This window comes from Thiomicrospira pelophila DSM 1534, from assembly GCF_000711195.1.
Taxonomy (GTDB): domain Bacteria; phylum Pseudomonadota; class Gammaproteobacteria; order Thiomicrospirales; family Thiomicrospiraceae; genus Thiomicrospira; species Thiomicrospira pelophila.
Window position 1 is genome coordinate 556,566 of the sequence record NZ_JOMR01000001.1, and the last position, 23,794, is coordinate 580,359.

The 23,794-nt window shown below is 45.4% G+C and carries 21 protein-coding genes and 1 pseudogene; 7 read left to right on the forward strand and 15 right to left on the reverse strand.

Going from position 1 to position 23,794, the window contains the following annotated elements:
- Positions 1-98: 98 nt before the first annotated feature.
- A complete protein-coding gene (locus N746_RS0102665; RefSeq protein ID WP_051678474.1) occupies positions 99-926 on the forward strand; it encodes a YihY family inner membrane protein in 828 nt (275 codons plus the stop codon).
- A 36-nt stretch (positions 927-962) separates the two neighbouring features.
- Here the strand turns inward: N746_RS0102665 and gshA are convergent, their stop codons facing one another.
- The 4 genes from gshA to metK all read right to left on the reverse strand — a co-directional run bounded on the left by gshA (position 963) and on the right by metK (position 5,257).
- Positions 963-2,258 carry a glutamate--cysteine ligase gene (gshA, locus tag N746_RS0102670; RefSeq protein ID WP_029933817.1) on the reverse strand — a complete coding sequence of 432 codons (1,296 nt, stop codon included), beginning with the start codon at positions 2,256-2,258 and terminating at the stop codon, positions 963-965.
- A gap of 105 nt (positions 2,259-2,363) precedes the next feature.
- Complete coding sequence (locus N746_RS0102675; RefSeq protein WP_029933818.1) at positions 2,364-3,110, reverse strand: 16S rRNA (uracil(1498)-N(3))-methyltransferase; 747 nt, start codon at positions 3,108-3,110, stop codon at positions 2,364-2,366.
- A gap of 11 nt (positions 3,111-3,121) precedes the next feature.
- The gene (metF, locus tag N746_RS0102680; RefSeq protein WP_029933819.1) at positions 3,122-3,991 is read right to left on the reverse strand and encodes a methylenetetrahydrofolate reductase [NAD(P)H]; all 870 of its coding nucleotides are present in this window, start codon (positions 3,989-3,991) and stop codon (positions 3,122-3,124) included.
- 108 nt (positions 3,992-4,099) lie between these two features.
- Positions 4,100-5,257: a methionine adenosyltransferase gene (gene metK / locus N746_RS0102685; protein WP_029933820.1), complete on the reverse strand. Its 1,158-nt coding sequence runs from the start codon at positions 5,255-5,257 to the stop codon at positions 4,100-4,102.
- Positions 5,258-5,519: 262 nt separating this feature from the next.
- On the opposite strand from metK, the gene N746_RS0102695 reads away from it, so the two are divergent.
- Positions 5,520-6,074: a thioredoxin family protein gene (locus tag N746_RS0102695; RefSeq protein WP_029933822.1), complete on the forward strand. Its 555-nt coding sequence runs from the start codon at positions 5,520-5,522 to the stop codon at positions 6,072-6,074.
- A gap of 82 nt (positions 6,075-6,156) precedes the next feature.
- On the opposite strand, the gene N746_RS0102700 is transcribed toward N746_RS0102695, so the two are convergent.
- The 11 genes and pseudogenes from N746_RS0102700 to N746_RS0102755 all read right to left on the reverse strand — a co-directional run bounded on the left by N746_RS0102700 (position 6,157) and on the right by N746_RS0102755 (position 17,481).
- Complete coding sequence (locus N746_RS0102700; RefSeq protein ID WP_029933823.1) at positions 6,157-7,260, reverse strand: 5-(carboxyamino)imidazole ribonucleotide synthase; 1,104 nt, start codon at positions 7,258-7,260, stop codon at positions 6,157-6,159.
- Positions 7,261-7,328: 68 nt separating this feature from the next.
- Entirely contained in the window at positions 7,329-7,835 is a 507-nt protein-coding gene (gene purE, locus N746_RS0102705; RefSeq protein ID WP_029933824.1) for a 5-(carboxyamino)imidazole ribonucleotide mutase, read from the reverse strand.
- A gap of 114 nt (positions 7,836-7,949) precedes the next feature.
- Positions 7,950-9,344 (reverse strand): type II secretion system protein, encoded by a 1,395-nt coding sequence (locus N746_RS10350; RefSeq protein ID WP_038125849.1) that lies wholly within the window; start codon positions 9,342-9,344, stop codon positions 7,950-7,952.
- 24 nt (positions 9,345-9,368) lie between these two features.
- Complete coding sequence (locus tag N746_RS0102715) at positions 9,369-10,256, reverse strand: prepilin-type N-terminal cleavage/methylation domain-containing protein (RefSeq protein WP_029933826.1); 888 nt, start codon at positions 10,254-10,256, stop codon at positions 9,369-9,371.
- Positions 10,247-11,119: a hypothetical protein gene (locus tag N746_RS0102720; protein ID WP_029933827.1), complete on the reverse strand. Its 873-nt coding sequence runs from the start codon at positions 11,117-11,119 to the stop codon at positions 10,247-10,249. Before N746_RS0102720 ends, N746_RS0102715 begins: the two co-directional genes overlap by 10 nt.
- Positions 11,120-11,199: 80 nt before the next feature.
- Positions 11,200-12,474, reverse strand: a complete 1,275-nt coding sequence (gene waaA / locus N746_RS0102725) for a lipid IV(A) 3-deoxy-D-manno-octulosonic acid transferase (protein ID WP_029933828.1) — start codon at positions 12,472-12,474, stop codon at positions 11,200-11,202.
- Between the two features lie 12 nt (positions 12,475-12,486).
- Positions 12,487-13,425: a KpsF/GutQ family sugar-phosphate isomerase gene (locus N746_RS0102730; RefSeq protein WP_029933829.1), complete on the reverse strand. Its 939-nt coding sequence runs from the start codon at positions 13,423-13,425 to the stop codon at positions 12,487-12,489.
- 61 nt (positions 13,426-13,486) lie between these two features.
- Complete coding sequence (locus N746_RS0102735; protein WP_051678475.1) at positions 13,487-15,118, reverse strand: ArnT family glycosyltransferase; 1,632 nt, start codon at positions 15,116-15,118, stop codon at positions 13,487-13,489.
- A complete protein-coding gene (locus N746_RS0102740) occupies positions 15,097-15,699 on the reverse strand; it encodes a hypothetical protein (RefSeq protein WP_029933831.1) in 603 nt (200 codons plus the stop codon). Before N746_RS0102740 ends, N746_RS0102735 begins: the two co-directional genes overlap by 22 nt.
- A pseudogene (locus N746_RS10895) lies at positions 15,692-16,798 on the reverse strand (exo-alpha-sialidase). The gene N746_RS0102740 and the pseudogene N746_RS10895 overlap by 8 nt, the downstream one beginning before the upstream one ends.
- Before the next feature lie 11 nt (positions 16,799-16,809).
- Positions 16,810-17,481, reverse strand: a complete 672-nt coding sequence (locus N746_RS0102755; RefSeq protein WP_029933834.1) for an acyloxyacyl hydrolase — start codon at positions 17,479-17,481, stop codon at positions 16,810-16,812.
- Positions 17,482-17,689: 208 nt separating this feature from the next.
- Between N746_RS0102755 and hldE the strand changes: the two genes are divergently transcribed.
- The 5 genes from hldE to N746_RS0102780 all read left to right on the forward strand — a co-directional run bounded on the left by hldE (position 17,690) and on the right by N746_RS0102780 (position 23,791).
- The gene (hldE, locus tag N746_RS0102760; RefSeq protein ID WP_029933835.1) at positions 17,690-19,117 is read left to right on the forward strand and encodes a bifunctional D-glycero-beta-D-manno-heptose-7-phosphate kinase/D-glycero-beta-D-manno-heptose 1-phosphate adenylyltransferase HldE; all 1,428 of its coding nucleotides are present in this window, start codon (positions 17,690-17,692) and stop codon (positions 19,115-19,117) included.
- The gene (locus tag N746_RS0102765) at positions 19,114-19,674 is read left to right on the forward strand and encodes a D-sedoheptulose-7-phosphate isomerase (RefSeq protein ID WP_029933836.1); all 561 of its coding nucleotides are present in this window, start codon (positions 19,114-19,116) and stop codon (positions 19,672-19,674) included. Before hldE ends, N746_RS0102765 begins: the two co-directional genes overlap by 4 nt.
- 47 nt (positions 19,675-19,721) lie before the next feature.
- Positions 19,722-20,699, forward strand: coding sequence for a glucokinase (glk, locus tag N746_RS0102770; RefSeq protein ID WP_038125851.1), 978 nt, complete (start codon positions 19,722-19,724; stop codon positions 20,697-20,699).
- A gap of 70 nt (positions 20,700-20,769) precedes the next feature.
- Positions 20,770-22,035, forward strand: a complete 1,266-nt coding sequence (glgC, locus tag N746_RS0102775) for a glucose-1-phosphate adenylyltransferase (RefSeq protein ID WP_029933838.1) — start codon at positions 20,770-20,772, stop codon at positions 22,033-22,035.
- Between the two features lie 76 nt (positions 22,036-22,111).
- Positions 22,112-23,791 carry a glycoside hydrolase family 57 protein gene (locus N746_RS0102780; protein WP_051678476.1) on the forward strand — a complete coding sequence of 560 codons (1,680 nt, stop codon included), beginning with the start codon at positions 22,112-22,114 and terminating at the stop codon, positions 23,789-23,791.
- Positions 23,792-23,794 lie beyond the last annotated feature (3 nt).

The window sequence follows — 23,794 nt, forward strand, 5'->3', positions numbered from 1 at the left end:
TTGATAGCAGATAGTAAGCTAGCGCTTATTATGGTGTCTTTTAGGATGACTCACAAATAAATATTAGTGATAGGGTTAGAAACGAAGAGGTTGGCAGAATGATGGGATTATCTATCGCGTTTTGGCGGAATGTTTTCGCACGATTTTGGCGAAAGCAAGGAACCGAAGCGGTCGCGATTTTAGCTTATACCAGTTTAATTGGCTTGGTGCCGATGCTGGCGGTTATGTTAAGTTTGTTTTCGACTTCAAGCTGGTTTGAACCTTTCCAGCAACTGGTGATGCAACAGGTTGTGACTTATTTAATGCCGGATTCGCAACCAGTTATTCAGCAGTCGCTATTTGGTTTTGCTGAACAAGCTGCGCGTTTAACAGCACCAGGCCTGGTGGTGATGTTTGTGACAGCGTTAATTTTGCTGTGGACGATAGATCAAAAAATAAACACCATGTGGAGCAATCGATATCAACGTCGCTGGTGGGTGAGTTTATTGCATTATCTGGGTATCAGTTTATTCGGCCCGATTTTATTAGGCTTGAGTTTGTTAATTAGCGCGTATTTATTAGCCAGTCCTTGGCTAGGCTTTGTGTCGCAACCGATTTTGAACTTGAACCAGTTTTTGAATTTGTTGCCTTTGTTGTTTAGTGCGGTGGGTTTTATGATGTTGTATCGGTTCGTGCCGGTGGCTAAGGTAAGCTTAAGTCAGGCCTGGTGGGTGGGTTTGATGGCCGCCATTCAAATGGAAATATTAAAGCTGGGCTTTAGTTGGTATGTGAGTGCCTTTCCGACTTATGATTTGGTGTATGGTGCGATGGCAGCCGTGCCTTTGTTTCTACTATGGCTTTATTTGATTTGGTTTATTGTGATTTGGAATGCGGCGGTATTGGCGGAGTTAACCAAGCAAAAACGACTTGAGAAGGTTGGACAATAGATAAACAAGGTGGGATGCACCCACCTTTATAGGGTGTTATGCCTTTGCGTTTCGTGCGGATTGAATTTCGCGCGCGGCCGCTAATAAGGCTAAGCGAGCTACCACACCGTACGCATAGAAACGGTTCGGTTCGGCATCTGGGGTTTGACTTTGATCGGGCAGTACACCGGATTGCTGGAACGCCATAGGCTCGAAATGCATGCCGGGGGAGTTTAAGTTGTCGGTGGCGGTTTTGCCGGTATGAATGCGATAGAAACCACCAATCACGTGATTGTGAATCATGTAAACCACCGGTTCGGCCACGGCTTCTTCTAGTTTTTCAAATGTATACACGCCTTCTTGTACTAGCATTTTATCTACGGCTAAGCCTTCTTTGGCCGAGGTCATTTTGTTACGTTGTTTGCGGTTGAGGTTTAATACATCTTCTGCATTTTTAACCGACATAATCGCCATGCCATAAGTACCACTGTCGGATTTGATGATTACAAAAGGTTTACAATCAATATCGTGTTCGTGGTAATAATTGGCGGTATTCTCTAGTACCTTATTAACGGTTTTAGCCATTTGCTCGAGGCCGCTGCCATCTTTAAAGTTAATTGGGCCACATTGAATGGATTCGGGGGTAATTAACCAAGGATCAATATCTACCAGTTCCGCAAAGCTTTTGGCGACATCGGCATAGTGGTTGAAATGTTGTGTTTTGTAACGCGTCGCCCAACCCAAATCTAATGGGGGGAGTAAGGTTTGATCAATATTTTCTAAGATCGCGGGGCGGCCAGAAGATAAGTCATTATTTAATAATACGGCACATGGAAAAAACGATTCCACCCCAACACGCTCACCTTGACGAGTAAGCGGTTTAAGTACCAAGGTTTTACCCGATGGCAATTCAATTGGAGTGGTCTCTGTCACATCTGGATTAATCGAGCCAATATGAACCTCATACCCCGCACTTTCAATGATTTCTTTGAGTGTGCACACGTTTTCCAAATAGAACATATTGCGCGTGTGATTTTCCGGAATAATCAACACGCCATCGGTAATCGGGCAGGCCTGGGTAATCGCATTTTGAGTGGCTTGCACGGCTAAGGGGCGCAAGTCTGGGTGCAGGTTGTTAAAACCAGCTGGAAACAGGTTGGTGTCGACGGGCGCGAGTTTGTAACCGGCGTTACGTAAGTCAACCGAGGCGTAAAAGGGCGCGGGGGTTTCACGAAATTGTTGGCGAAACCAGCTTTCGATGGCGGAGCTGTGATCAAGAAAGTGAGCCTCGAGTTCAAGCAAGGGACCTTTTAATGCGGTTTTAAGATTTGGAACTTTATAAGAATGCGGCATAGTCTAGAACTCGGTTTCAATTGTTTTATTAGAAAATAGCATTATAGCAAAGCGCTAGCCGGATAATAAATATCCGACTAAACTTGTCGGTTTTATTGAGAATATTCAAGGCGTGTTTAGATCGCCCCACTGTGCTTGAAGCAGGCTTAATACTACTGGTGCCGCAGTTTCGGTGCGCAATACGCGTGGACCTAAGCGCACAGGGGTTAAGCCTTGAGTTTTGGCCTGTTCGACTTCGGCTTCGCTTAAACCGCCTTCGGGGCCAATTAATAAAGCCAGTGCGCTGGTTTGGGGTTGTTCAGGTGTGAATGTCATCAAGGTTTGTTGCGCATAAGGATCCAGCACCAGGCCTGGTTGTTGGGGGTGATCGGCAAACCAGTCATTTAGTGTAATAAACGGATGCACGATCGGCACTACACAGCGCCCGGACTGTTCACACGCGCTTACCACTAAGGCTTGCCATTGTTGGCGGCGTTTTTCGGCTTTTTGGGGATCTAATCGAACTTCGCATCGCTCGCTAAAAACCGGCTGAATCGCGCTTACGCCGAGTTCGACGGATTTCTGTAGGCTATAGTCCATGCGTTCGCCGCGCGAAATACCTTGTACTAATAAGGTGTTGAGTGGCGATTCGGTTTTAGGCTGTTGAATGTCTCCCAGGGTCACTTGAGCTTCGCGTTTGTTGAGAACATGCAATTGAGCTTGTGCCTGATGCCCTTCGCCATCAAATACTTCAAGTGGATGCTCAGCTTTTAAACGCAACACAGTTAAGGCGTAGTGAACCTGCTCTTTGGTTAAATCCAATATCTGACCGGATTGATAGTCACCCGGTAAATAAAGCCTTGGAATACGCATGCTGGTCGAGCTTAAAGCTGTAAATGATCTTGGCGCCAGTTTAAGTCGCGCACAATATCAAAGGTGGGCTGAGTTCGGTTCATGCTGTAAAAATGTAGACCTGGTGCACCTTGATCTAACAACCTTTGACACATGCGCGTGACATATTCTTGGCCAAAAGCACGCAAGCTTTCGGTATCCTCGTCAAAGCTTTCCAGGCGACATTTTAACCAACGTGGCACTTCAGCCCCACACATGGCGGAGAAACGAATTAACTGTTCGTAGTTGGTGATCGGCATGATGCCCGGTACGATGGGTAGATCAATGCCGGCCTTTTCGCAACTATCTATAAAGTAGAAGTAACTGTCGGCGTTAAAGAAGTACTGGGTAATAGCCGCATCAGCGCCTTGCTCGACTTTGTGTTTAAAGTGTTTAATGCCTTGGTCACAGTTACGTGCTTGTGGATGGGTTTCCGGATAGGCGGCCACTTCGAGCTTAAACTGATCGCCAGTTTCTTGACGAATGAACGCGATTAAGTCGGCCGCATATTTAAACTCACCTGGATCCATCATGCCGGATGGCATATCGCCACGTAATGCCACAATACGTTTGATGCCTAGGTCTTGATAGGTTTTTAAAAGGGCACGAATGCTATCTTGGCTGGCGCCAATACAAGTCAGGTGTGGAACGGCATCAAACGCGGTATTGGTTTGAATGTGTTTAACCGTTTCTAGTGTCTTGTCTTGAGTGGTACCGCCGGCGCCGTAAGTGACCGAGATATATTCCGGGTTAATCGGTGCCAGCTCATCAATCACCTGATTCAGTTTTAATGAACCTTCCGGCGTGCGGGGCGGGAAGCACTCTAGGCTTAAACCCTGAGGGTATTTTTGTTGTGATTTCATTCTAAAATCCTTATTGCGTGCGTTCCACCACAGAGATATGAAGTCACGAAGTGGGTGATGACATCCTGGTTTTTACTTCGTGTCTTGGTGTGTTTATGGTTCAAAAATTTACAAACCCGCGTCAGCGCGTAACGCCGCGGCTTTGTCGGTTTTTTCCCAAGTAAATTCAGGCAATTCGCGACCAAAATGACCGTAAGAGGCGGTTTTTTGGTAAATCGGGCGGTATAAGTCCAACATCGCAATTAAGCCTTTGGGACGCAAATCAAAATGCTCACGTACCAATTGTTCAATACGCTCAATGTTGATTTTTTCAGTGCCAAAGGTGTCAATGCTAATTGACGTGGGTTGCGCCACACCTATCGCATAAGAAACTTGAATTTCACACTTGTCCGCTAAGCCGGCGGCGACAATGTTTTTGGCGACATAACGACCAGCATAAGCGGCTGAACGGTCAACTTTGGATGGATCTTTACCTGAGAAAGCACCGCCGCCATGGCGCGCCATGCCTCCGTATGTATCGACAATGATTTTACGTCCAGTTAAACCCGCATCCCCCACGGGTCCACCAATCACAAAACGCCCAGTTGGGTTGATGTGAAATTGGGTGTCTTTGTGCAACCATTCGGATGGTAAGGTAGGCTTGATAATGCAATCCATCACCGCTTCACGCAAAGCCGTGTTTTCAATGTCCGGCGCATGCTGGGTGGATAAAACAACCGCGTCAATCGCTACCGGTTGGCCGTTTTCATAACGTAAGGTCACCTGACTTTTCGCATCTGGGCGTAACCAAGGCAACTCACCGGATTTGCGTACTTGTGCTTGGCGTTCCATCAAACGGTGCGCATAATAAATTGGTGCCGGCATGAGGACATCGGTTTCATTGCTGGCGTAACCAAACATTAAACCTTGGTCGCCCGCGCCTTGTTCGTGATCGTCAAACTCATCAACCCCCATCGCAATTTCGGCAGATTGTTTACCGATGGCGGTTAGCACGGCACAGGTGTCGCCATCAAAACCTAGGTCGGCGCTATCATAGCCAATGTCTTTGACGACCTTGCGCACGAGCTCTTCTTGGTCAACCCAAGCACTGGTGGTGATCTCACCACCGATTAATACCATGCCAGTTTTAACGAAGGTTTCGCAAGCAACACGCGCACGCGGGTCTTGTTGCATAATCGCATCCAACATGGCGTCAGAAATTTGGTCGGCAATTTTATCTGGATGGCCTTCGGAAACAGATTCAGAAGTAAAGACAGTGGTAGTCATGTGTGCAACCTCGCATTCAAAAAAACAAAAGAGAGGTACGGAAAGAGGCGGGAACACTCCTCGCTTTAGCCGTACTTATTTAACGCGCCCGCAAGCTGATAATCAAATCGGCGCAAGTCAATATTATGGCAGAAATTTTAGACCTGTCAAATTAATGCCACGCAGACCAGGCCTGGTGGTCTTGACCACTGAAGCGCTTTAGTCTAATTTGGTGGCTATTTATAATGAAAAGAATTGAGACTTCAAATACTAGGAGAGAATAATGGTGAGTTTAACGACACCGGTATGTGATTTTGATCAACAGGCGGTCGACTTTGCTTTGCCGGGTGTGGATGGTCAGACTTGGACGTTGGAAAAAGCTAAAGGGCCAAATGGATTGTTGATTATGTTTATTTGTAATCATTGTCCTTATGTCAAAGCGATTCAAGCGCGTTTGGTGCGAGATTGTGCCGAACTGAAAGCCTTGGGTGTTAACAGTATTGCGATTATGTCGAATGACCCAAATGAGTACGCCGAAGATTCTTTTGAAAACATGAAAGCAGTTTCGGAAAAATGGCAGTTTCCTTTTCCGTATGTATTGGATGAAACTCAAGCCATTGCTAAGGCTTACGGCGCGGTTTGTACGCCTGATTTCTTTGGCTACAATTCGGATTTGAAGCTGCAATATCGGGGTCGTTTGGATGAATCGCGTAAAGAGGCTGCCGCCGAGAATGTACGACGTGATTTGTTTGAGGCCATGAAACAAGTTGCCCAAACCGGTCAAGGACCATTAGAGCAAATCCCAAGTATGGGTTGCTCGATTAAGTGGAAAGAGTAGGTTTGAGTTTGCCGCTGAGACACCGAGTAGTAATTGCATATAAATCAATTAATAAAAACTTCGTGTCTCGGTAGTTTAAGAGCTAAGGCATCCAAGCTTTAAGTTGGTCCAAGCGGGTCTGCAGTTCGGCTTGTGTGTTGGCGACCACATTAATATGGCCGAGCTTGCGGCCGGGGCGTTCGGCTTTGTCATACAAATGCAAAAATGCGTTTGGCATATTCAAGACGGTTTTAATATCGCCATGTTGACCAATAATATTGACCATCGCGGCAAAAGATTGACGTGGCGTGGTTGCGCCGAGTGGTAAGTTTGTAATGGCGCGAATATGGTTTTCAAATTGTGAGGTTTGCGCACCGTCCATTGTCCAGTGACCCGAGTTATGAACACGTGGCGCCATTTCATTCACCACCAGACCGGTTTCAGTTTCAAAAAGCTCTAACGTTAACACACCAACATGGTCCATTTTATTCAGTAAGGCTTGCATGTAGTCTTCAGCCTGTTGTTGAATCGCTGGGCTGATTTGCCGAGCGGGGGCGATTGTTAAGCGCAAAATGCCATCGTGATGTTGGTTTTCAACCAGCGGATAATAAACCTGTTGGTTGTCGGCATTACGTACGGCGATAATCGACAACTCACGTTTAAATTCGACAAAGCCTTCTAAGATAGCTTCGCGTTCGCCAATTGATGACCAGGCCTGTTCAATTTGATCTGTCTGTGTAATTACAAACTGACCTTTGCCATCATAGCCTTCGGTGCTGGTTTTAAGGATAGCGGGTAAGCCAACCATATCCACGGCTTGATGGAGTTCAGTTAGGTCGCTGACGAGTGTGTAGGGTGCGCAGGGAATGTTTAGCTCGGTGAATAAACTTTTTTCACGGCCACGGTGTTGCGAGTAATAAAGAGAAGTGGCGCTGGGATATACCGGAGTGGTTTGGCTGATTTTTTCAACCAGCTCAACAGACGTGTTTTCACTTTCATAAGTAATAACATCAGCAAAATCGATCAATTGACTCAGGCTATGCGCTTCGTCGGATTGAACGTGCATGTGACCCAGCATAGCAGCGGGTTCGTCGTGGTTTAAGCCGTAAAAGCCAAATTTGTGCCCGAGCGGATAACCAGCGATAGCCAGCATGCGACCCAACTGGCCCGCGCCTAAAATCCCTACTCGACGGCTAAACGGTGTCATAAATCCAATCCCTAGCAATAATTTAATACAGGTATTTTACCCTGAATCAAGCCTATTTGTGATTCGACTTATTCAGCGTGGCGTGGATCGGAGTTGGCCAGCACATCCTCGGTTTGAGCTTGACGCCAAGCACGCACCGCGTTGCGAATCTCAGGGCGTTGTGTACCAACGATTTGTGCCGCCAGAATGCCAGCATTTTTGGCACCAGCTTCGCCAATTGCTAAGGTGCCGACTGGAATACCGCCGGGCATTTGAACGATCGATAATAACGAGTCTTGACCGTTTAAGGCTTTGGATTTAATAGGCACGCCTAGTACCGGAACAAGGGTTTTTGCTGCGACCATGCCAGGTAAATGTGCGGCACCGCCCGCGCCAGCAATAATAACTTCTAAGCCACGAGATTCGGCTTGCGCGGCGTATTCAAACATTAAATCTGGAGTGCGGTGTGCTGACACGACTTTGACTTCGTGCGGAACATTGAACAATGTCAGCATATCGACGGCGTGTTGCATCGTCGGCCAATCGGTTTTGGAACCCATAATGACGCCCACTAATGGCTGGTTTGATGCTGGCATAGTTTTGCCCTCTCAGATTTGAAAAAACCGTGAATTATACCTCAGGGTTCTGAACTGTCAAGTAAAGGCTTATTTGCTGGCTTGGCTAGCGAGCTTGATTTGGCTTTAGCTCATTTAACAGGGAATAAAGTTGGATGTGTCATTCGGGTCACGGCATTTAATTGAGCCCGCATTAATTTGGTTAAATTCATCGTTTGTAACTTGCGCTGGGATTTTGCCTAAGTACACTGTATTGTCAACGGACACCGGTCCAAGTACGTTGTTACCAATGTAAACAGTGTTACTGTCTTTTTTTCGTTGCATTATTATTGAGCCAGAGCCATTAATATTGCCGTGAACGATGAGTTGGTTTATGCCATTACTATTTAACTCAATGGTGGCATTAACATTGCCGCCCACTTCAATACTGTTTCCTTGATTACCATCCAAAATAATATCGGCATTTACGTCACCTTCGATGTAAATTGTTTTGTACTGTTGATCTCCAGTCAAAGGTGCATTTAGGTCTCCGCCATTACCAGCGTCATCTTTTACAAGATATAGGGTATCGTTACCATTACCTAGGTTAATTGATGCATTGATATCGCCGATAATTAGGACTTCATCACCATTGCTATTGTTTGTAATGATATCTAAATTGGTGCCGTCATAATCTCCCTCTAATGTACTTTCGGGTTTAAACTCAATATCTTCTGGTGGAGGTGGTGCAATCAGGTCAGATGGTAAGGACGGCGGTGTAACAGGAGCTTCAGTCGGGTCGGATGCAAAGATACTTAAATTGGTGCGTTTGATTTCGAGCGACGATAACCAAATCAACACATCATCAAAAGCGTTGGTACCTTCGCGGTTTTGCGGAGCTTGGAAGTAAGTGGTGGCGCTGTCGGAACAGTTTTGTTGCTCATATCCGTTGACATTGGTGCATTTATTCTGACCGTGCGATATGACTAATAAGGGTATATTGTCGGCCAATACTTGGCTCGTACCGTTTGTAATTCGAAAGTTTCCTGAGCCAGTGTCCGCCGCAGTAGGCGGCGTATCTTTATAGAAGCATGGCGGTGAGCCGGCATTGATATTGCAATTAGCGGCGCCGAAATAGCTGGCACTGTGTGCTTCATTGCTGGTGTTTGTTGTTAGGTTGGCCTGTTGGTTAACAACATAGCTAAAAGGAACACCATAGGCGTTTACCGCATGTGTGCCGAGGTCGGCATAAGGTAAATAGCCATAAGTAACATCACAACTACCATCTGTCGTCGCCCGATTTTCAGGCGGGGATTGTAAGCCAGTATTACCATCAATAGTGTTAGTTGGGCAAGGTAGATAATGATTAACGGCCACATAACTTAAAAGTGCGGCCTTAATATCTTGTAATTTTTGTTGGTCTTCTTTGAACTTGGCGGTTTCGCGCAGGGCGCTGGTGCCGGCAAAAAGTCCGCCCAATACAATGCCCAGAATGGCCAGTACAATCGCGATTTCAACAAGGGTAAAACCAGTTTGCTGTTTGCGTTTCATCTTTTATACCTTAGTGGGTTTAGCTTATTCATTATGCCAATTAATCTGTTGGCTGAGCAAAGCTTTAACTTCATACATGGTGATCCAGGTCAGTTGGTCGTCGAAGTCTTGGGTAATGGGTTGTTGTTGAAAATAACGATCGCCATCACAATTCTCTTGTTCTCGGTTCGAGGATTGGTTGCAATCCTGCCAGGTCTGCGCGCCGTTTTGGCCAAAGCTAATCACTGTCAGCGGAATAATATTGGCGGCAAGTAAGCTAAGCCCAGTATCACCATCACATTCTAATGGTTGATCATAGCAAATACGTAGTGCGCCAAGAAATGAATCGCTCGTGCCTAGTGGGTTGGTGATTTGATTGAAATAAGGTGGGGTGGAACGCTCACGCTCAACCAAATCACAACTAGTACCACAATGACTATTACACTGGCTAGATAGGCAGTGCATGGTTAAATCATCAGGGCATTGATAAAACTCATTCGTAATATCGCCAGCGTTGGCAAACACACTCGCCGAACGGCAAGCAAGACGCAAATTGTTGGCGGTCGTGGTGCTGGTGCTATTAGTGTTAGTGGCATAAAAATATGGATTGCCAAATTCATCTTGATGACCCACGCCACCAAATTCTAAATAAGGAAAAGCCCCTTGATCCGCACTGCAATCGCCGCCTGTTTCGCGGTTTTCTAGGCCATCGCCATTGGTATCCGGGCAGGGTAAATATTGATTGATTTGCAGATAACTAAGCAGCGCCAGCTTGATAGTTTGCAGTTCCTGTTCGGTTTGTTTATAGGTTTGGCGTTGCTGATTTTGACTCAACATGGAGGTAACGGATTGAATCAGAATGCCGACCAATAATAAAGCCAGCGCCATTTCTAATAAGCTAAAGCCTTTTTGGTTGGATTGGGTTAAGGACATAGTATAGCTCGCCAATTTGACCCCACTGGATTGGGTTCGTGACCGGTTAGGCTGGCCGGACATGATGGACTTCCGCTTTCGGGGTTATTACATTCGTTGAACCAATGCGCAATTTGTGTATCTAACTGGCAAAGTGCGGTTCGTTGGTTTTGTATGCGAGTTTGTACCTGAGATCGCCATTCTTGATGACTAATCGTCACCGCACGCGTACTTTGGCGCGTAAAGCGATTCAGTGTTGGATTGGTTAAGTTATCTAGTGAAATAGCACTTAAATCTGTACCCGATGGCGGCTTTTGGTCGGATATAAAAAGAAGTGCAACTAGATCGGTTTGGTTGTCTAAGTGAATGCGTCCTTCTCCGGGTTGATTACGATTAAGTGGTGCATAACGCTGGATGGGCGGATTGTTATAATCGGAATTTTGAATCACATAGCGACTATCCACCGCATACCAAATAAAGACCGGTGATGAACGGTTATCAATAAAGCGAAAATGACGTGTCGCCAAACCGTTTGGCAATCGACCAATTACGATTTCTTCGCCTTGACCACAAGGGGTGTTGGACGTGCCATTATTATTTATATCCGGGCAGGGCAAATAGCCGGGAGACGGAATACGATTGCCGGCATAAAAGTTACCGTTGCTGTCGGTGGTATAGAGTTCGGGTGTGGACACCGCATGCAGTAATAGGTTTGTCTTCGCTTGCTCTAAAATATCCATTTGTTTTTGGCTGGCTTGGTGTTTAAGTTTGTTGGCTTGCGGCCCCATGGTGCTGTATAGCATCGCGGAACCCGCCATAAAGAGCATTAACACCAGTAGAAGCAAGGCATAACCTTGTTGATTGTTAGCCGGAAAGCGGGGCATGATCGTCCTTGGGGCGTTTAATTCGGAATGCTTAAAAAAGCCGATATATAACAGATAGGTTCTAAATTAAGCGATTTTAACTAAATTGGCAATTGTTCAATTAGGCGTTGTAATGCGCCGGTCTGTTGAGCAAAGCAATCTTTAGCACGTTGACCGGCTTTTTCACGTAGCTCAGGCGATTGACTTAGTTGGATGAGCTGCTGACTTAATTGCTCGACATCTTGTGCAATCAGCAGGCCATCGCCTTGTTTAAAAGAATCATACAAGGCTTGTAGATTTTGGTGATATTGTCCCGAAATAACCGGTTTGCCTAATGCTGCGGGTTCCAAAATATTGTGTCCACCAAATGGCACTAAGCTGCCACCAATAAAGGCGACATCACTCACTGCAAACCAAAGCATTAACTCGCCAATCGTGTCAGCAAAATAGACCGATGTGTTGGTATTAATGGTTTGGTTTTGGCTGCGGCGCGCAAAGCTAACCGAGGCCTGTTGAAGTTCCTGAGCTACTTGCTCAAAACGATCCGCATGGCGTGGAACCAGGATTAATAAAGCACCAGGCCTGGTTTTAAGTAGCTGATTATGTGCTTGAAGCATTAAGGCCTCTTCACCGGCGTGGGTGCTGGCGGCGACCCAAATAAAGCGATCATTGAGCTGGTTTTGTTGACGCCACTTTTGCGCATCGACCACCAGGCCTGGTGGTATTTCAATATCAAATTTTAAGTTGCCGAGAGTTTTGACTCGGGCCGGTTCGGCACCGAGCTGGATGAAATGTTGGCGATCAATATCAAATTGAGTCGCAATCAGGTGGGTTTGGTTTAGCGCATTTTTAACCAATTCACCGCCCCATTTTTGATAGGACTCAAACGAATCTTGTTTTAAGCGTGCATTGGCTAAAATGAGCGGAATGCCGCGCTCATAGCAGGCCTGGTACAAGTTGGGCCAAATTTCGGTTTCGATCATAATCACCAGCTTGGGTTGGATTTGATCCAGAAAACGATGAACCGCAAACGAATAGTCATACGGAATCATTTGGTGTTGAATCGGCACGGGCGAAAACTTTAAAGCTTGTAAAGCACCTTGAGTTGAGCCGTTAGTGACCGTGAGTGCATCATTGGGGTATTGCTGATGCAATTGCTTGAGTAAAGGGAAGATGGAGCGGGTTTCGCCCACTGAGACCGCATGAATCCAGATGCCGCCAGTTTGATAATTAGCACGCTTTAAACCAAATCGAGCCCGAAAACAGTCGATGATCGGTGTATCTGGGTCAGTCGACTTACGACAACGTTTCCAACCAGAATAAACAATGAATGGAAACGCGAGCCAAATTAGGGTTCGATAAAGCCAAAGGGTCATCACCAGGCCTAGTTACTTGTTTAGGTCGTAAATTTGAATCACGCCGACCAGTTTTTCCTGATCCTTGACAACCAATGAGGTAATTTTGAGCTTATTCATTAACTCTTCCGCCTCTGATAGTTTGGCTTCGGCCTGAATGGTTTTTGGGTTGGCGGTCATGATATCACGTGCACTTAATTTCATTAGGTCTGTTGGATTGATATCCAAATGACGGCGTAAATCTCCATCGGTAATGATGCCTTCCGATTCGCCGACAATGCATAAACCTAATCGACCTTCGCTCATTGTGTGAATCACGTCTTTCATCGACGCATCCGCGGCCACGGTTGGTAAAGGTTGAGTACGCATATCATGCTTAACTTTGGTCAATAATTTACGGCCTAAACTGCCACCTGGATGAAAACGCGCAAAATCATGCGGTTTAAAATCACGTGCCTGCATTAAAGCAATGGCTAAGGCATCGCCCATTACCAAGGTAGCGGTTGTCGAAGAGGTGGGAGCTAGTTGCAGTGGACAAGCTTCTTTTGGCACCGCAATATTTAAATGATGGTCGGAGTTTTTGGCTAGGGTTGACTCTGGACGACCAGTCATGGAAATAATCACGTTTTTGTTGTCTTTTAGAAACGGCAATAAGCGGATTACCTCTTCGGTTTCGCCGGAGTTAGATAGGGCTACAAACACATCTTGAGGAGAGACCATTCCCAAGTCACCGTGAAACGCCTCGCCCGGATGCATAAAAAAGCAAGGTGTGCCAGTGCTGGCCAAAGTGGCGACGATTTTTGCGCCAATTAGCCCCGACTTACCCATGCCACAAACTACAACGCGACCTTTTGATTGCAGAATTGCATCCACGCTGAGCTCGAACTGCTCATCCAATAACAGCGACAAATTTTCGATAGCTTGGGCTTCAATTTCAAAAACCTGCTTGGCGGTTTCTAGATGTTTACTCATAAAATATTTTGCTCCATTGCTGATCAGTAAATTCTATCGGAAAAAGTATTGAGATTAAAAGTTAAGGCTGACTTTTCACTAAAAACACGCGATCTACGACTTGATTACGGGTTTCAGGTTTTACAAACTCCGGACTCAAACGCGTAACAGGGTAGTCGTAAAACTCAGCAAGCTTCATGTTGTTAGGGCAAACCTGGCTAAAATCATCCCATTTGGACTCATTCACTAAAATGAGTATTGGTTGGCTTTGGCACAACTCGATAGGTTGAAGATTTCGATTGAGATTGAATTCTATGGCTCGTGGCGAGACGCCAATACTCGCTATAGGCAAATCTTTTAAGTTCGGATGGTTTTCAATATAGCGTGCCGCTGTAGTTGAAGTCTGATATTCCAACAATTTAGGGTAAAACTCGATGTTGATCATAAGGTTGACGAGTAGAGATACGCTGATAAAGATCCAAACAGTAAAGTGTCGGAAGTTAATAAATTGAATTGAAAAGAGCAAAATAATGCCCGCCAGAATTAGATAACCTATCAATGAAAGCTGAAAGTTATTAAAAATAAGCGGAATCGCTAATAGTAACCCGGCGGCCAGCCAGAAATAGCCTAAGTGTAACCAGCGTAACGGTTTGGACCACTCAAAAAAACGCACCAAATAGGCCGCGCTCATAATCGCCATAAATGGAAACAGAATATTTAGATAGTGCGGCAGTTGAAAGCTCGATAGAGAAAACACCAAAAACATAGGCAGTGTTGCAAATAATGTATAGAACTCAGCCGTAGGTTGTTTTTTGGCAAGCTTGTATAGGTAATGGCCGGTAGCAAAGTAGATCAATAGTCCCCAAGGCCAAAATGCCCAGAGTAAGGAGTGGAAGTAAAAGTCGAAACGGCCTTCACCTTGGATTGGACCGGTATTAAAAAAACGCCCAAATTGACTGTCCCAAAAGAAAAACCTGATGCCTGATACTTCGGTTTGAACGCCCCATTCTCGTAAATCGACGGCTTTTAAGGGTTGAGCGTCGAACTGAAGGTAGTAACTGATGATGACCGGTGAGGTGAAGGCTAAGGTAATAAGGATCCAGAAGTACCAGCGAATTCTTAGCAGTTCGTTGAATTGTTTTTTTAATAAAATGGCACCAAAAATAGCCGTGAATAAAGGAATGAGTACAAAAACCCCTTTAGTCATAATCATTAGGCCAGCCCCTAAAGCCGATAGCCAAAAGTCTCGCGGTTTATTGTCTTCAAAAAAAACGATTAAGTGGTAAAAAGCCATAGCCATAAAGCCCATTAAAAAAGGCTCTGCCCGGACATCGTTGAGAGATAGTAAAAAATGTTCGGCACTGATCAGCACACCAACGGCAAGCAACGCAACCCGCAGATCATAATATCGAAGTGCAAATTTATAGGTGTAATACAGCCCGAGTAATGAAGCTAGGATCGCTGGAAGCTTATAGCCAAATAAAGTAACGCCAAAAACTGAATAGGCGAGCGCACTCAACCAAAATGGAAGGTGCGGCTTATCAAGCCAATCATCACCTTGATAAGTTATTTCATAGCTGTGGTTGGCGAACATTTCACGCGCAATTTCCGCATAGATTGCAGCATCCGGCTCCATTATCGGAATACCAATAGCCGAATAGATGACGGCAACAAATAACAGAAAAATAAGGCCTAAGCCAATTTTTTGCGCCATGAAGCTACTCCTTTAAATATAAAGGTGATCATAAATACGGCGGCCCATAGAAATAGCCAGAAATCCAATAGATAGTCATATCCGTTTGGTGAGTGGTTGGCCTCTAGTAACCAGGCTAGCCAAATGGCTAAGTACATAAATCCTAGACGTTTCAGCCCTTGATAAAAGGTAACAAAAACTAATAATGCCAAGAACAGGCTAAATGGATAGCTGAAGCCTGTTTCGTAGAGATCAAAGCTCATAAATCCGGTTGCGCTAGGATAAAGCACTAAACCTATTAAAAAGGTAGTGGCGGCGAGTAAGATTTTTTCTTTTGGAAGGAGTTTAGCTTGTGGAATGCCTTGTGCACGCAAAGCAAATAATGCAAGGAGCAGCACGCTTGGAAGGCTTAAGAAGGTTATAACACCATACAAAAAGTTAAAGAGGGAAATTCCTGAAAACGGCAACAGTGACAAGCCAATGAATAATGCAATCAAAAGATTGCGACACCATACAGAACAACCCAACTGATGAAAAGGCAGTCGAGAAAGTAGGCCGATCATGAGTAGGCCGATTCCTAAGGGGGTAAGAATATCAATCATTTTTAGCCTCCAGCCAGGCCTGGTTGAAACGGACATGTCTAAATTGTTTTCTATCTACGGTGTAGAAAAGATGAATCAAACCATCATCGGTTCTAGTGATAGCAGGATAACCTAAAGATTGATCAGGTAAGTGCTCTATGTTTTTTGGGACAGACCATTCTTGGTTTGCGCGCTTTATGCTGAGATCAATCCGTTCGCGCCCTTGCTCAGCGTGATTGTAGGCTAATAGCCAAAAATTTTCGTCAAGGGTAAGTCCCGCCATTGCACTGTCGGAATTGGGTAGTGTTTCAATGATTGGTGTTTGCCATTTCATTTTATGCTCAGTAGCCTGGCGACTGATGACGCGGGGTAACTGTAAATCCATCGAGCGGTGTAAGACGCTGACTTGATTGTGCGTCGCAAAAATAACGGGTTGGATGGCATGAAAACCGGTTAGTACCCTTGTTTTAGTTAGCACTTCGCCTTGAGGAGTAATCCAGAGAATTTCACTAAACTCATTGATAGATTCATGATAAGCCGGAATGGCAATTATGTCTTCCTTAAGCCAAATGGGCGGGTTGCGAACCAGCGTGCTGATATTCAAAAAAGGTCAAGTTATGAGACGTTTCGGTTGACTCCAAGTGTTTCCCAGGTCATCCGATACCATCATGTTTAAACTGCTGGCCGCCCAGCCTCCGGCACCAACCGAAACAAAAAACAATGCGAGTTTGTCGTCGCGTTTAGCGAGGGTCGCGTTGCCAATTAGAATGGTCATGCGTCCAGTGGCTTTTGTTAACTGTGGACTCGACATAATCACTTGCGGCGATGTCCATTCTTTAGTGCTCTGTTGATACCGCGATAAGTATAATGAGACATCGGGTTTTGCTTCTTTAGTGCCGCCATACCAGGTGGCAATTAGGTCATTGCCGTGCTTCTGGACATCAAATGCATGTACCGTTCGCGTTGGCGGTTCAGGCAGAGTGTCCATTTCAAAAAAAGCAGATTCCGCTGAAGGATGCAGAGGCGCGAGTTGATTATTCAACTCTGGTAAAGAGGGAATTGGTTTTAACCAGAAGCTTAAAACCAATAGCAGAACAATGGCGGCAGTAATGGATTTCATTAAGTGCCTACTTAGTAGTTATAGCCGAATGTTAAGTTATAAAACTCGATACCGTTGTTTTTTTCGTAGATGTTATGGTTCGAGTGATGCTGGATACCAAGTTGCCACTCCCAAGCTTTAGCATCAGAGAAATAGCCACCGATGGCAAACTGTTCGGAAAAGGTGAAGTTTCCACCGAATTCACGAACCGAGCCATCCTTATTTTCCAGTTTGGTCGGAGCCAAAAGGCTAATGCCAGCGCGTACGTCGATAAAATCGAATACGAATAACACTGTTGGCCATTCAAACCGAAAACCAGGAGCAATCCCAAATGCATTTCCTTTATTGGTCAGGGAAATAGTATCTCCTTCGCCTGTGGTCATTTGCCAAGACGAATAGTTGACATCCAAAAAAGGTTTGATGCTGATATTTTTTGTTATATCAAGTGCTTCATCTAAGTCGTAACGAAAGTTGGCTTCGATTTGGAAGGCATCATGTTCGGTGTAGCCACCAAATGACAAGCGAAATGAGTCGGTTCTAAACGCATTGGTGTAGCCTAAACCCGCTAGTGTGGCATAGGTCGCTCCACGCCATAGAACACCACCAAGATCAGCAGCTGATACGGATACAGTTTGCAGGGATAGGAAAAAAGCCAGAATACTTGAAAGAATCAAGGGCTTACGAAATTGAATATTCATTGTCATTAAAGGCTTCTCTACAAAAGTATTAGCTTAAAATTAAACAGAGCATTATATGGTAAAAGTGGGTGTAATTTTATTAAATTACTTTTTAGTCCACTTGGAAGCAAACAGCGTAACACTAATAGTTGGAATTTTTTGGTACGGAAGGCCTGCCTTGGCGGTGAATTCCTGTTAAACTTTCTTGCGGATTTCCATGTGAGAAAGTGAATCAATGACACGAGATTTTTCGAATGCAAAACTACTGGTCGTAGGTGACGTTATGCTTGACCAGTACTGGACTGGACAAGCTCAGCGTATTTCGCCGGAGGCCCCCGTGCCGGTAGTGAAGGTGTCCGGTAACGAAATGCGTGCCGGTGGGGCCGCCAACGTCGCCCTTAATATCGCTGCTCTGGGTGCTCAGGTTCATTTAATGGGTATTGTCGGGAAGGATGTTTCCGCAGAGCAGCTAAATCAGGTACTTGAGCGCGCTGAAGTTAGTCGTGATTGGGTTTACAGTGATAGCGGAACAATCTGTAAATTGCGAGTATTGAGTCATCACCAGCAGTTGATCCGTATGGATTTTGAAAAGCCTGTTGAAGCTCAATGTGCACGTGAGCTGGCAACGCAAGTGGGATTAAAAGTAGGTGAATTTGACGCCCTAGTGTTATCAGACTATGCCAAAGGCGCGTTGCAATTTATTGAACCGATGATTCAAGCCGCTCGCGAAGCGGGCGTTCCGGTTTTGATTGATCCAAAAGGTGATGACTTTTCACGATATCGTGGTGCGACCTTGGTGAAGCCTAATCAGGGCGAGTTCGAACGAATTGTGGGGGTTTGCTCAGATGAATCCAACCTGTTGATGAAGGCTGAGCAACTGATTCAAGATTTAGATTTAGAGGCGTTGCTTGTGACACGAAGTGAACATGGCATGGCCTTGGTTACAAAGCAGTCGAAGCCTTACATGCTTAAATCACAGGCGCAAGAAGTATTCGATGTGACGGGTGCTGGTGATACAGTTATGGCGACCTTGGCTACGGCTAAAGCTGCAGGGTTAAGTTGGCAGAATGCCACCCAGTTAGCTAATGCGGCGGCGAGTATTGTTGTTCGCAAAGTGGGCACATCAACGGTTTCAAAAGCTGAACTCGACAATTACTTGCAGAGCACTTTGCGTCATAAAGGTTATGTAGCACCTAGTGAAGATGAACTGCTTTCTTTGGTTCAAGCCGCTCAAGATCAAGGTGAGAAGGTAGTGTTTACTAACGGTTGTTTTGATATTTTGCACTCTGGTCATGTGCGCTATTTAAACGAAGCCGCTAGGCTCGGTGAGCGTTTAATTGTTGCCGTGAATTCAGATGAGTCAGTCAGTGAACTTAAAGGCCCGTCTCGCCCTATTGTGCCATTAGACAGTCGGATGGAGTTACTGGCCGCATTGAGTTGTGTCGATTGGGTATTACCATTTTCTGAAGATACGCCTGAGCGATTGATTTGTAAGCTTAAACCTGATGTTTTAGTGAAAGGTGGCGATTATCAGCCTGAACAAATAGCCGGTGCTCAATGTGTTTGGGACGCAGGGGGGCAGGTTGAGGTTTTATCCTTTTGGGATGGCTTTTCGACCAGTAATATTGTTGAGCGTATTGCACAATCTGAGGATACGAAGTGATAGATTATCAGCACGTCAAACTAACACACCAGCAAGCAATTGACTCGGTTTTTGATCAGCAAGCAAAGATTGATCAACTGGTAGAAAGTGTTGTGAACAGTCTGAAAAATGGCGGCAAGGTACTTTGGTGTGGAAATGGAGGGAGTGCCGCCGACGCACAACATATGGCGGCAGAGTTTATGGTGCGATATGTCAAAAACCGTCGCCCTTTGGCTTCAATTGCATTAACCACCGACAGCTCAATATTGACCGCACATGCGAATGACTTTGAATTCGAAAGTGTCTTTGCACGTCAAGTTGAGGCACTTGCCAAGCCGGGTGATGTGTTAATGAGTTTATCGACTTCCGGCAATAGCCGCAATGTTGTGCTGGCTCAGCAACAAGCCAAAAAAATGGGGGTGTTTTGTGCCGCCTTAACGGGTGCAAACCCCAGTGTACTTTCTGCTGAAGCGGACCTGGCTTTCCAGGTTAACTCAAGCGAAACAGCACGTATTCAAGAAGCGCATAGCTTAATTAGTCACTTGTTGTGTGAGGGCCTAGACCAGGTTTTTTCATAGACGATTATTCTATGTGTTAACAAGCGATTGGAATCGATGGGGGTGGGATGTTGATTCTAGCAGGTGATATAGGCGGTACTCGATCACGGCTGCAAGCGTTTGATGCCTCGAGCTCTTCTTATTGGTTTGAGGCGGTTTACGACAGCGCGTCTTTTGCGTCCTTAACGGACATTATTCTCCATTTCTCTCAAAAACATCAGATTCATCAGTATGAGTATGCCTGCTTAGGTTTGCCCGGTCCAATTCAACAGCGTCGAGTAAATTTAACTAACTTGCCTTGGCAGGTTGATGCGGATCAACTGCAATCCGATTGTTCGATTCAGACGGTTCAATTTATTAATGATTTCCAAGCAGCGGCCTATGGCATTGATACGTTGTCTAGCGATCAGTTAGTGAGTTTGCAAACCGGTCAATTTAGCCCGCGCGCGCATCGCTTAGTTGTTGGAGCCGGGACCGGATTAGGGGTGTCGCCTGTGGTCTTCGAAGACGGGCTTTATCATCCGCAAGCTAGTGAGGCGGGGCACATGGATTTTGCCCCCATGAATGCCGACCAGCTTGAACTGCTTAAGTGGCTGTGGCCAATTTGGCCACATGTGTCTTATGAGCGCATCTTATCCGGAGCCGGTTTGGAAACCTTATATGCGTTTTATGCGGGTTTGTCGCATCATAACCACCAGGCCTGGTTGAAGGCAGAAGCCATTCAACAGCTGGCTGAACAGAGTGATTTGATTGCGCAAAAAACAATTGAAAGCTTTGTTGAGGTTTATGGTGCTTATATAGGAAATTTGATTTTATTGTGGCCGTCTTATGGCGGTGTGTATATTGCGGGGGGAATTGCGAGTAAGATAGAGGTGTGGATGAAACAAAATGGTTTTTTAGACGCGATGCATCATAAAGGTCGAATGCGTGACTTTGTGCAGAAAACTCCTGTCTATCTCGTAACGGATGAGTCACTGGGTTTACAAGGCGCATCAAATTATGCGCGTACCTTATGTGGTCAACGCAATCTAAAAGCAACCAATTAAGTATAAATTATTCTGAATCAGTTAAATAACGCAACACACATAATCATTTTTAGATTGGCATGAGGCTGTTATGAAGAACTATACTGAAACAAAATCTGCTACCGACTTAACCCGTAAAACATTGGCACTGGTTTTAGCTGGAGGCGAAGGCAGCCGCCTAAAAGACCTAACTCGCTGGCGCGCCAAACCCGCGGTGCCGTTTGGCGGAAAGTACCGTATTATTGATTTTGTGTTGTCTAATTGTGTGAACTCCGGAATTCGCAAAATCGGTGTTCTCACCCAATATAAAGCCCATTCTTTAATCCGTCATGTTCAAAGAGCATGGAGTTTTATGCGTTATGAAGTAGGCGAGTTTGTTGAATTATTGCCGGCACAACAGCGTATCGATAAAGAATGGTACAAAGGCACGGCGGATGCGCTTTATCAAAACTTAGATATTTTGCGCCGCCATACACCGGAATATGTGATGGTGTTGGGGGGGGACCATATTTACTCAATGGACTACAGCAAAATGCTGGTCGAACACGCCGCTTCCGGTGCGGATGTGACGATTGGATGTATTGAAGTGCCGCGTATGGAAGCCGGTGGGTTTGGGGTGATGTCGGTGGATGAATGTTATCGAATTACTAAGTTTACTGAAAAACCCAAAGATCCAGAAGCCATGCCTGGCAAACCTGACAAAGCTTTGGCCTCAATGGGTATTTATATTTTCTCAACCGATTTTTTATTCCAAAAACTGATTGAAGATCATGATAATCCTGATTCTTCGAATGATTTTGGTAAAGATATTATCCCTTCAATTATTGATGATTGGCATGCGCGCGCGTATCCATTCGTCGATGAATCTGGCGAACCGGTTTATTGGCGAGATGTTGGAACACTAGAATCCTACTGGAAAGCCAGTCTGGATTTATGTTCGATCACGCCAGATTTAAATCTTTACAACCGTGATTGGCCAATATGGACCTATCAAGCCCAGTTGCCGCCAGCAAAATTCACCTTCGATGATGAAGGACGACGTGGTGAAGCGATTGATTCGATGGTGTCCGCCGGTTGTATCTTATCGGGTGCACGCGTTAAACGTTCGGTGATTTCGAGCGGTTGTTTTTTACACAGCTACAGCTTAGTTAAAGATTCGGTGTTACTGCCTAGAGTCGAAGTTGGGCGCAACTGTCGAATTCAAAACGCGATTATAGATAAGGGCTGTGTAATTGCCTCCGGCACCGTGATTGGTGAAAACCGAGAGGATGATGCCAAGCGATTTTATGTGGATGAGCATGGCTTAGTGTTGATTACACCTGATATGCTGGGTCAGTCTGAACATTTTATACGTTAAGTAAATTTTAAAATTACCAAAAGGTCAGGCTGTTTTGGAACATACTAAAAAAATCAAAGTCGTACTTTGTTGGCATATGCACCAACCGCACTATCGAGATGGCCTTGACGGGCGTTATCGATTGCCTTGGGTGTATTTGCATGCCATGAAAGACTACACCGACATGGTTGCATATTTAGAAACCAACTCTGAAGCCAAGGTGGTGGTGAATTTTGCGCCGGTGTTGCTCGAACAAATTGATGACTATGCCGCCAAAATGCAGGCCTGGTTGGCGAATGCAAACCCTATGCCGGATGATTTTTTAAATTTGCTCGCCGGAGTCGAACCTATTCCACAAGACTTAGAGCAACGTAAAATCTTGGTGGAAGCTTGTCAGCGTGCATTTGCGCCTACCATGATTGAGCCCTTACCGGCATATCGACATTTAATCGATATGATTCGCCCGTTCGATGTTGATAGCGAAGTTTATGAAAACACCTTAATGTACTTAAACGATGGGTTTTATGTCGATTTGTTAGTCTGGTATCACCTAGCTTGGACAGGCGTGAGTGTCCGACAGCAGGATGAACGGATTCAATACTTGTTAGATAAGCAAAAAGGGTTTGATTTAAAAGACCAGCGTTTGTTAATTGAGGCCATAGCGGATAATTTGCAGACCGTGATCCCGCGTTATCGCCGCCTGATGGAACGAAATCAAATTGAACTATCAATGACGCCTTATGGTCATCCGATTGTACCGTTATTAATTGACTTTGATTCGATGCGTGACGCCTTGCCAAGCGCACCCGCACCCCAATCTCCAGTTTATCCAGGTGGTTATGAACGCGCTTGTTGGCATATGGAGCATGGGCTGGAAGTGTTTGAAAACCATTTTGACTGCAAACCACAAGGTGTGTGGTTGTCGGAAGGTGCAGTGAGCAGCGCGGCCATTGGACTATTGGATCATTATGGTATTAAGTGGACGGCTTCTGGCGAAGGGGTGTGGCGACATTCATGCGAAGCCTCGCATTTAGATCCACACGACATTGCGTCTAAGCGTGCGTTGTATCAACCTTTGCAGCATGCGACCCAGAATTGTGCGCTGTTTTGTCGTGACGATGGCTTATCAGATTTAATCGGTTTTCAATATAAAGACTGGAACCCAGGTGATGCGGCTAACGACTTCGCCCAGCATCTCAATAATATTGCCAACTTTTTGGGCGATAAGGTCGAAGAGCATGTGGTGAGCGTCATACTCGATGGTGAAAATGCCTGGGAGTATTATCCAGACAATGCGTTTCATTTTTTAACGGCCTTATATGAACGTTTAACCCATCATCCGACTATCCAAATGACCACCTTTAGTGACGCATTGGAGCAGGGTGTGCCAGTACGCCATTTACCGACTTTAAAATCCGGTAGTTGGGTTTACGGCTCGTTTTCAACCTGGATTGGTGATCCGGAAAAAAATCGCGCTTGGGATTTATTGGTCGAAGCTAAGCAGGCTTATGATCGAGTCGTACAGGGTGGTGAATTGAGTCAATCACAACTCAAACAGGCTACCGAACAGCTTGCGGTTTGTGAAGGGTCGGATTGGTTTTGGTGGTTTGGTGATTACAATCCGAGTGATAGCGTAAAAGATTTTGATCAGCTCTATCGCCGTCATATAGAGAAACTTTATGATTTGCTTAATGAGCCTGTGCCCGAGGATTTAACAACGCCGATTTCGCAAGGGGGTGGTGTGATGGAAAATGCGGGCACTATGCGGCGTAACTGAGTT

Coding starts and splice junctions, on each gene's coding strand:
- N746_RS0102665 (WP_051678474.1), top strand. CDS start 99: ATGATGGGATTATCTATCGCGTTTTGGCGGAATGTTTTCGCACGATTT.
- gshA (WP_029933817.1), bottom strand. CDS start 2,258: ATGCCGCATTCTTATAAAGTTCCAAATCTTAAAACCGCATTAAAAGGT.
- N746_RS0102675 (WP_029933818.1), bottom strand. CDS start 3,110: ATGCGTATTCCAAGGCTTTATTTACCGGGTGACTATCAATCCGGTCAG.
- metF (WP_029933819.1), bottom strand. CDS start 3,991: ATGAAATCACAACAAAAATACCCTCAGGGTTTAAGCCTAGAGTGCTTC.
- metK (WP_029933820.1), bottom strand. CDS start 5,257: ATGACTACCACTGTCTTTACTTCTGAATCTGTTTCCGAAGGCCATCCA.
- N746_RS0102695 (WP_029933822.1), top strand. CDS start 5,520: ATGGTGAGTTTAACGACACCGGTATGTGATTTTGATCAACAGGCGGTC.
- N746_RS0102700 (WP_029933823.1), bottom strand. CDS start 7,260: ATGACACCGTTTAGCCGTCGAGTAGGGATTTTAGGCGCGGGCCAGTTG.
- purE (WP_029933824.1), bottom strand. CDS start 7,835: ATGCCAGCATCAAACCAGCCATTAGTGGGCGTCATTATGGGTTCCAAA.
- N746_RS10350 (WP_038125849.1), bottom strand. CDS start 9,344: ATGAAACGCAAACAGCAAACTGGTTTTACCCTTGTTGAAATCGCGATT.
- N746_RS0102715 (WP_029933826.1), bottom strand. CDS start 10,256: ATGTCCTTAACCCAATCCAACCAAAAAGGCTTTAGCTTATTAGAAATG.
- N746_RS0102720 (WP_029933827.1), bottom strand. CDS start 11,119: ATGCCCCGCTTTCCGGCTAACAATCAACAAGGTTATGCCTTGCTTCTA.
- waaA (WP_029933828.1), bottom strand. CDS start 12,474: ATGACCCTTTGGCTTTATCGAACCCTAATTTGGCTCGCGTTTCCATTC.
- N746_RS0102730 (WP_029933829.1), bottom strand. CDS start 13,425: ATGAGTAAACATCTAGAAACCGCCAAGCAGGTTTTTGAAATTGAAGCC.
- N746_RS0102735 (WP_051678475.1), bottom strand. CDS start 15,118: ATGGCGCAAAAAATTGGCTTAGGCCTTATTTTTCTGTTATTTGTTGCC.
- N746_RS0102740 (WP_029933831.1), bottom strand. CDS start 15,699: ATGATTGATATTCTTACCCCCTTAGGAATCGGCCTACTCATGATCGGC.
- N746_RS0102755 (WP_029933834.1), bottom strand. CDS start 17,481: ATGACAATGAATATTCAATTTCGTAAGCCCTTGATTCTTTCAAGTATT.
- hldE (WP_029933835.1), top strand. CDS start 17,690: ATGACACGAGATTTTTCGAATGCAAAACTACTGGTCGTAGGTGACGTT.
- glk (WP_038125851.1), top strand. CDS start 19,722: ATGTTGATTCTAGCAGGTGATATAGGCGGTACTCGATCACGGCTGCAA.
- glgC (WP_029933838.1), top strand. CDS start 20,770: ATGAAGAACTATACTGAAACAAAATCTGCTACCGACTTAACCCGTAAA.
- N746_RS0102780 (WP_051678476.1), top strand. CDS start 22,112: ATGCACCAACCGCACTATCGAGATGGCCTTGACGGGCGTTATCGATTG.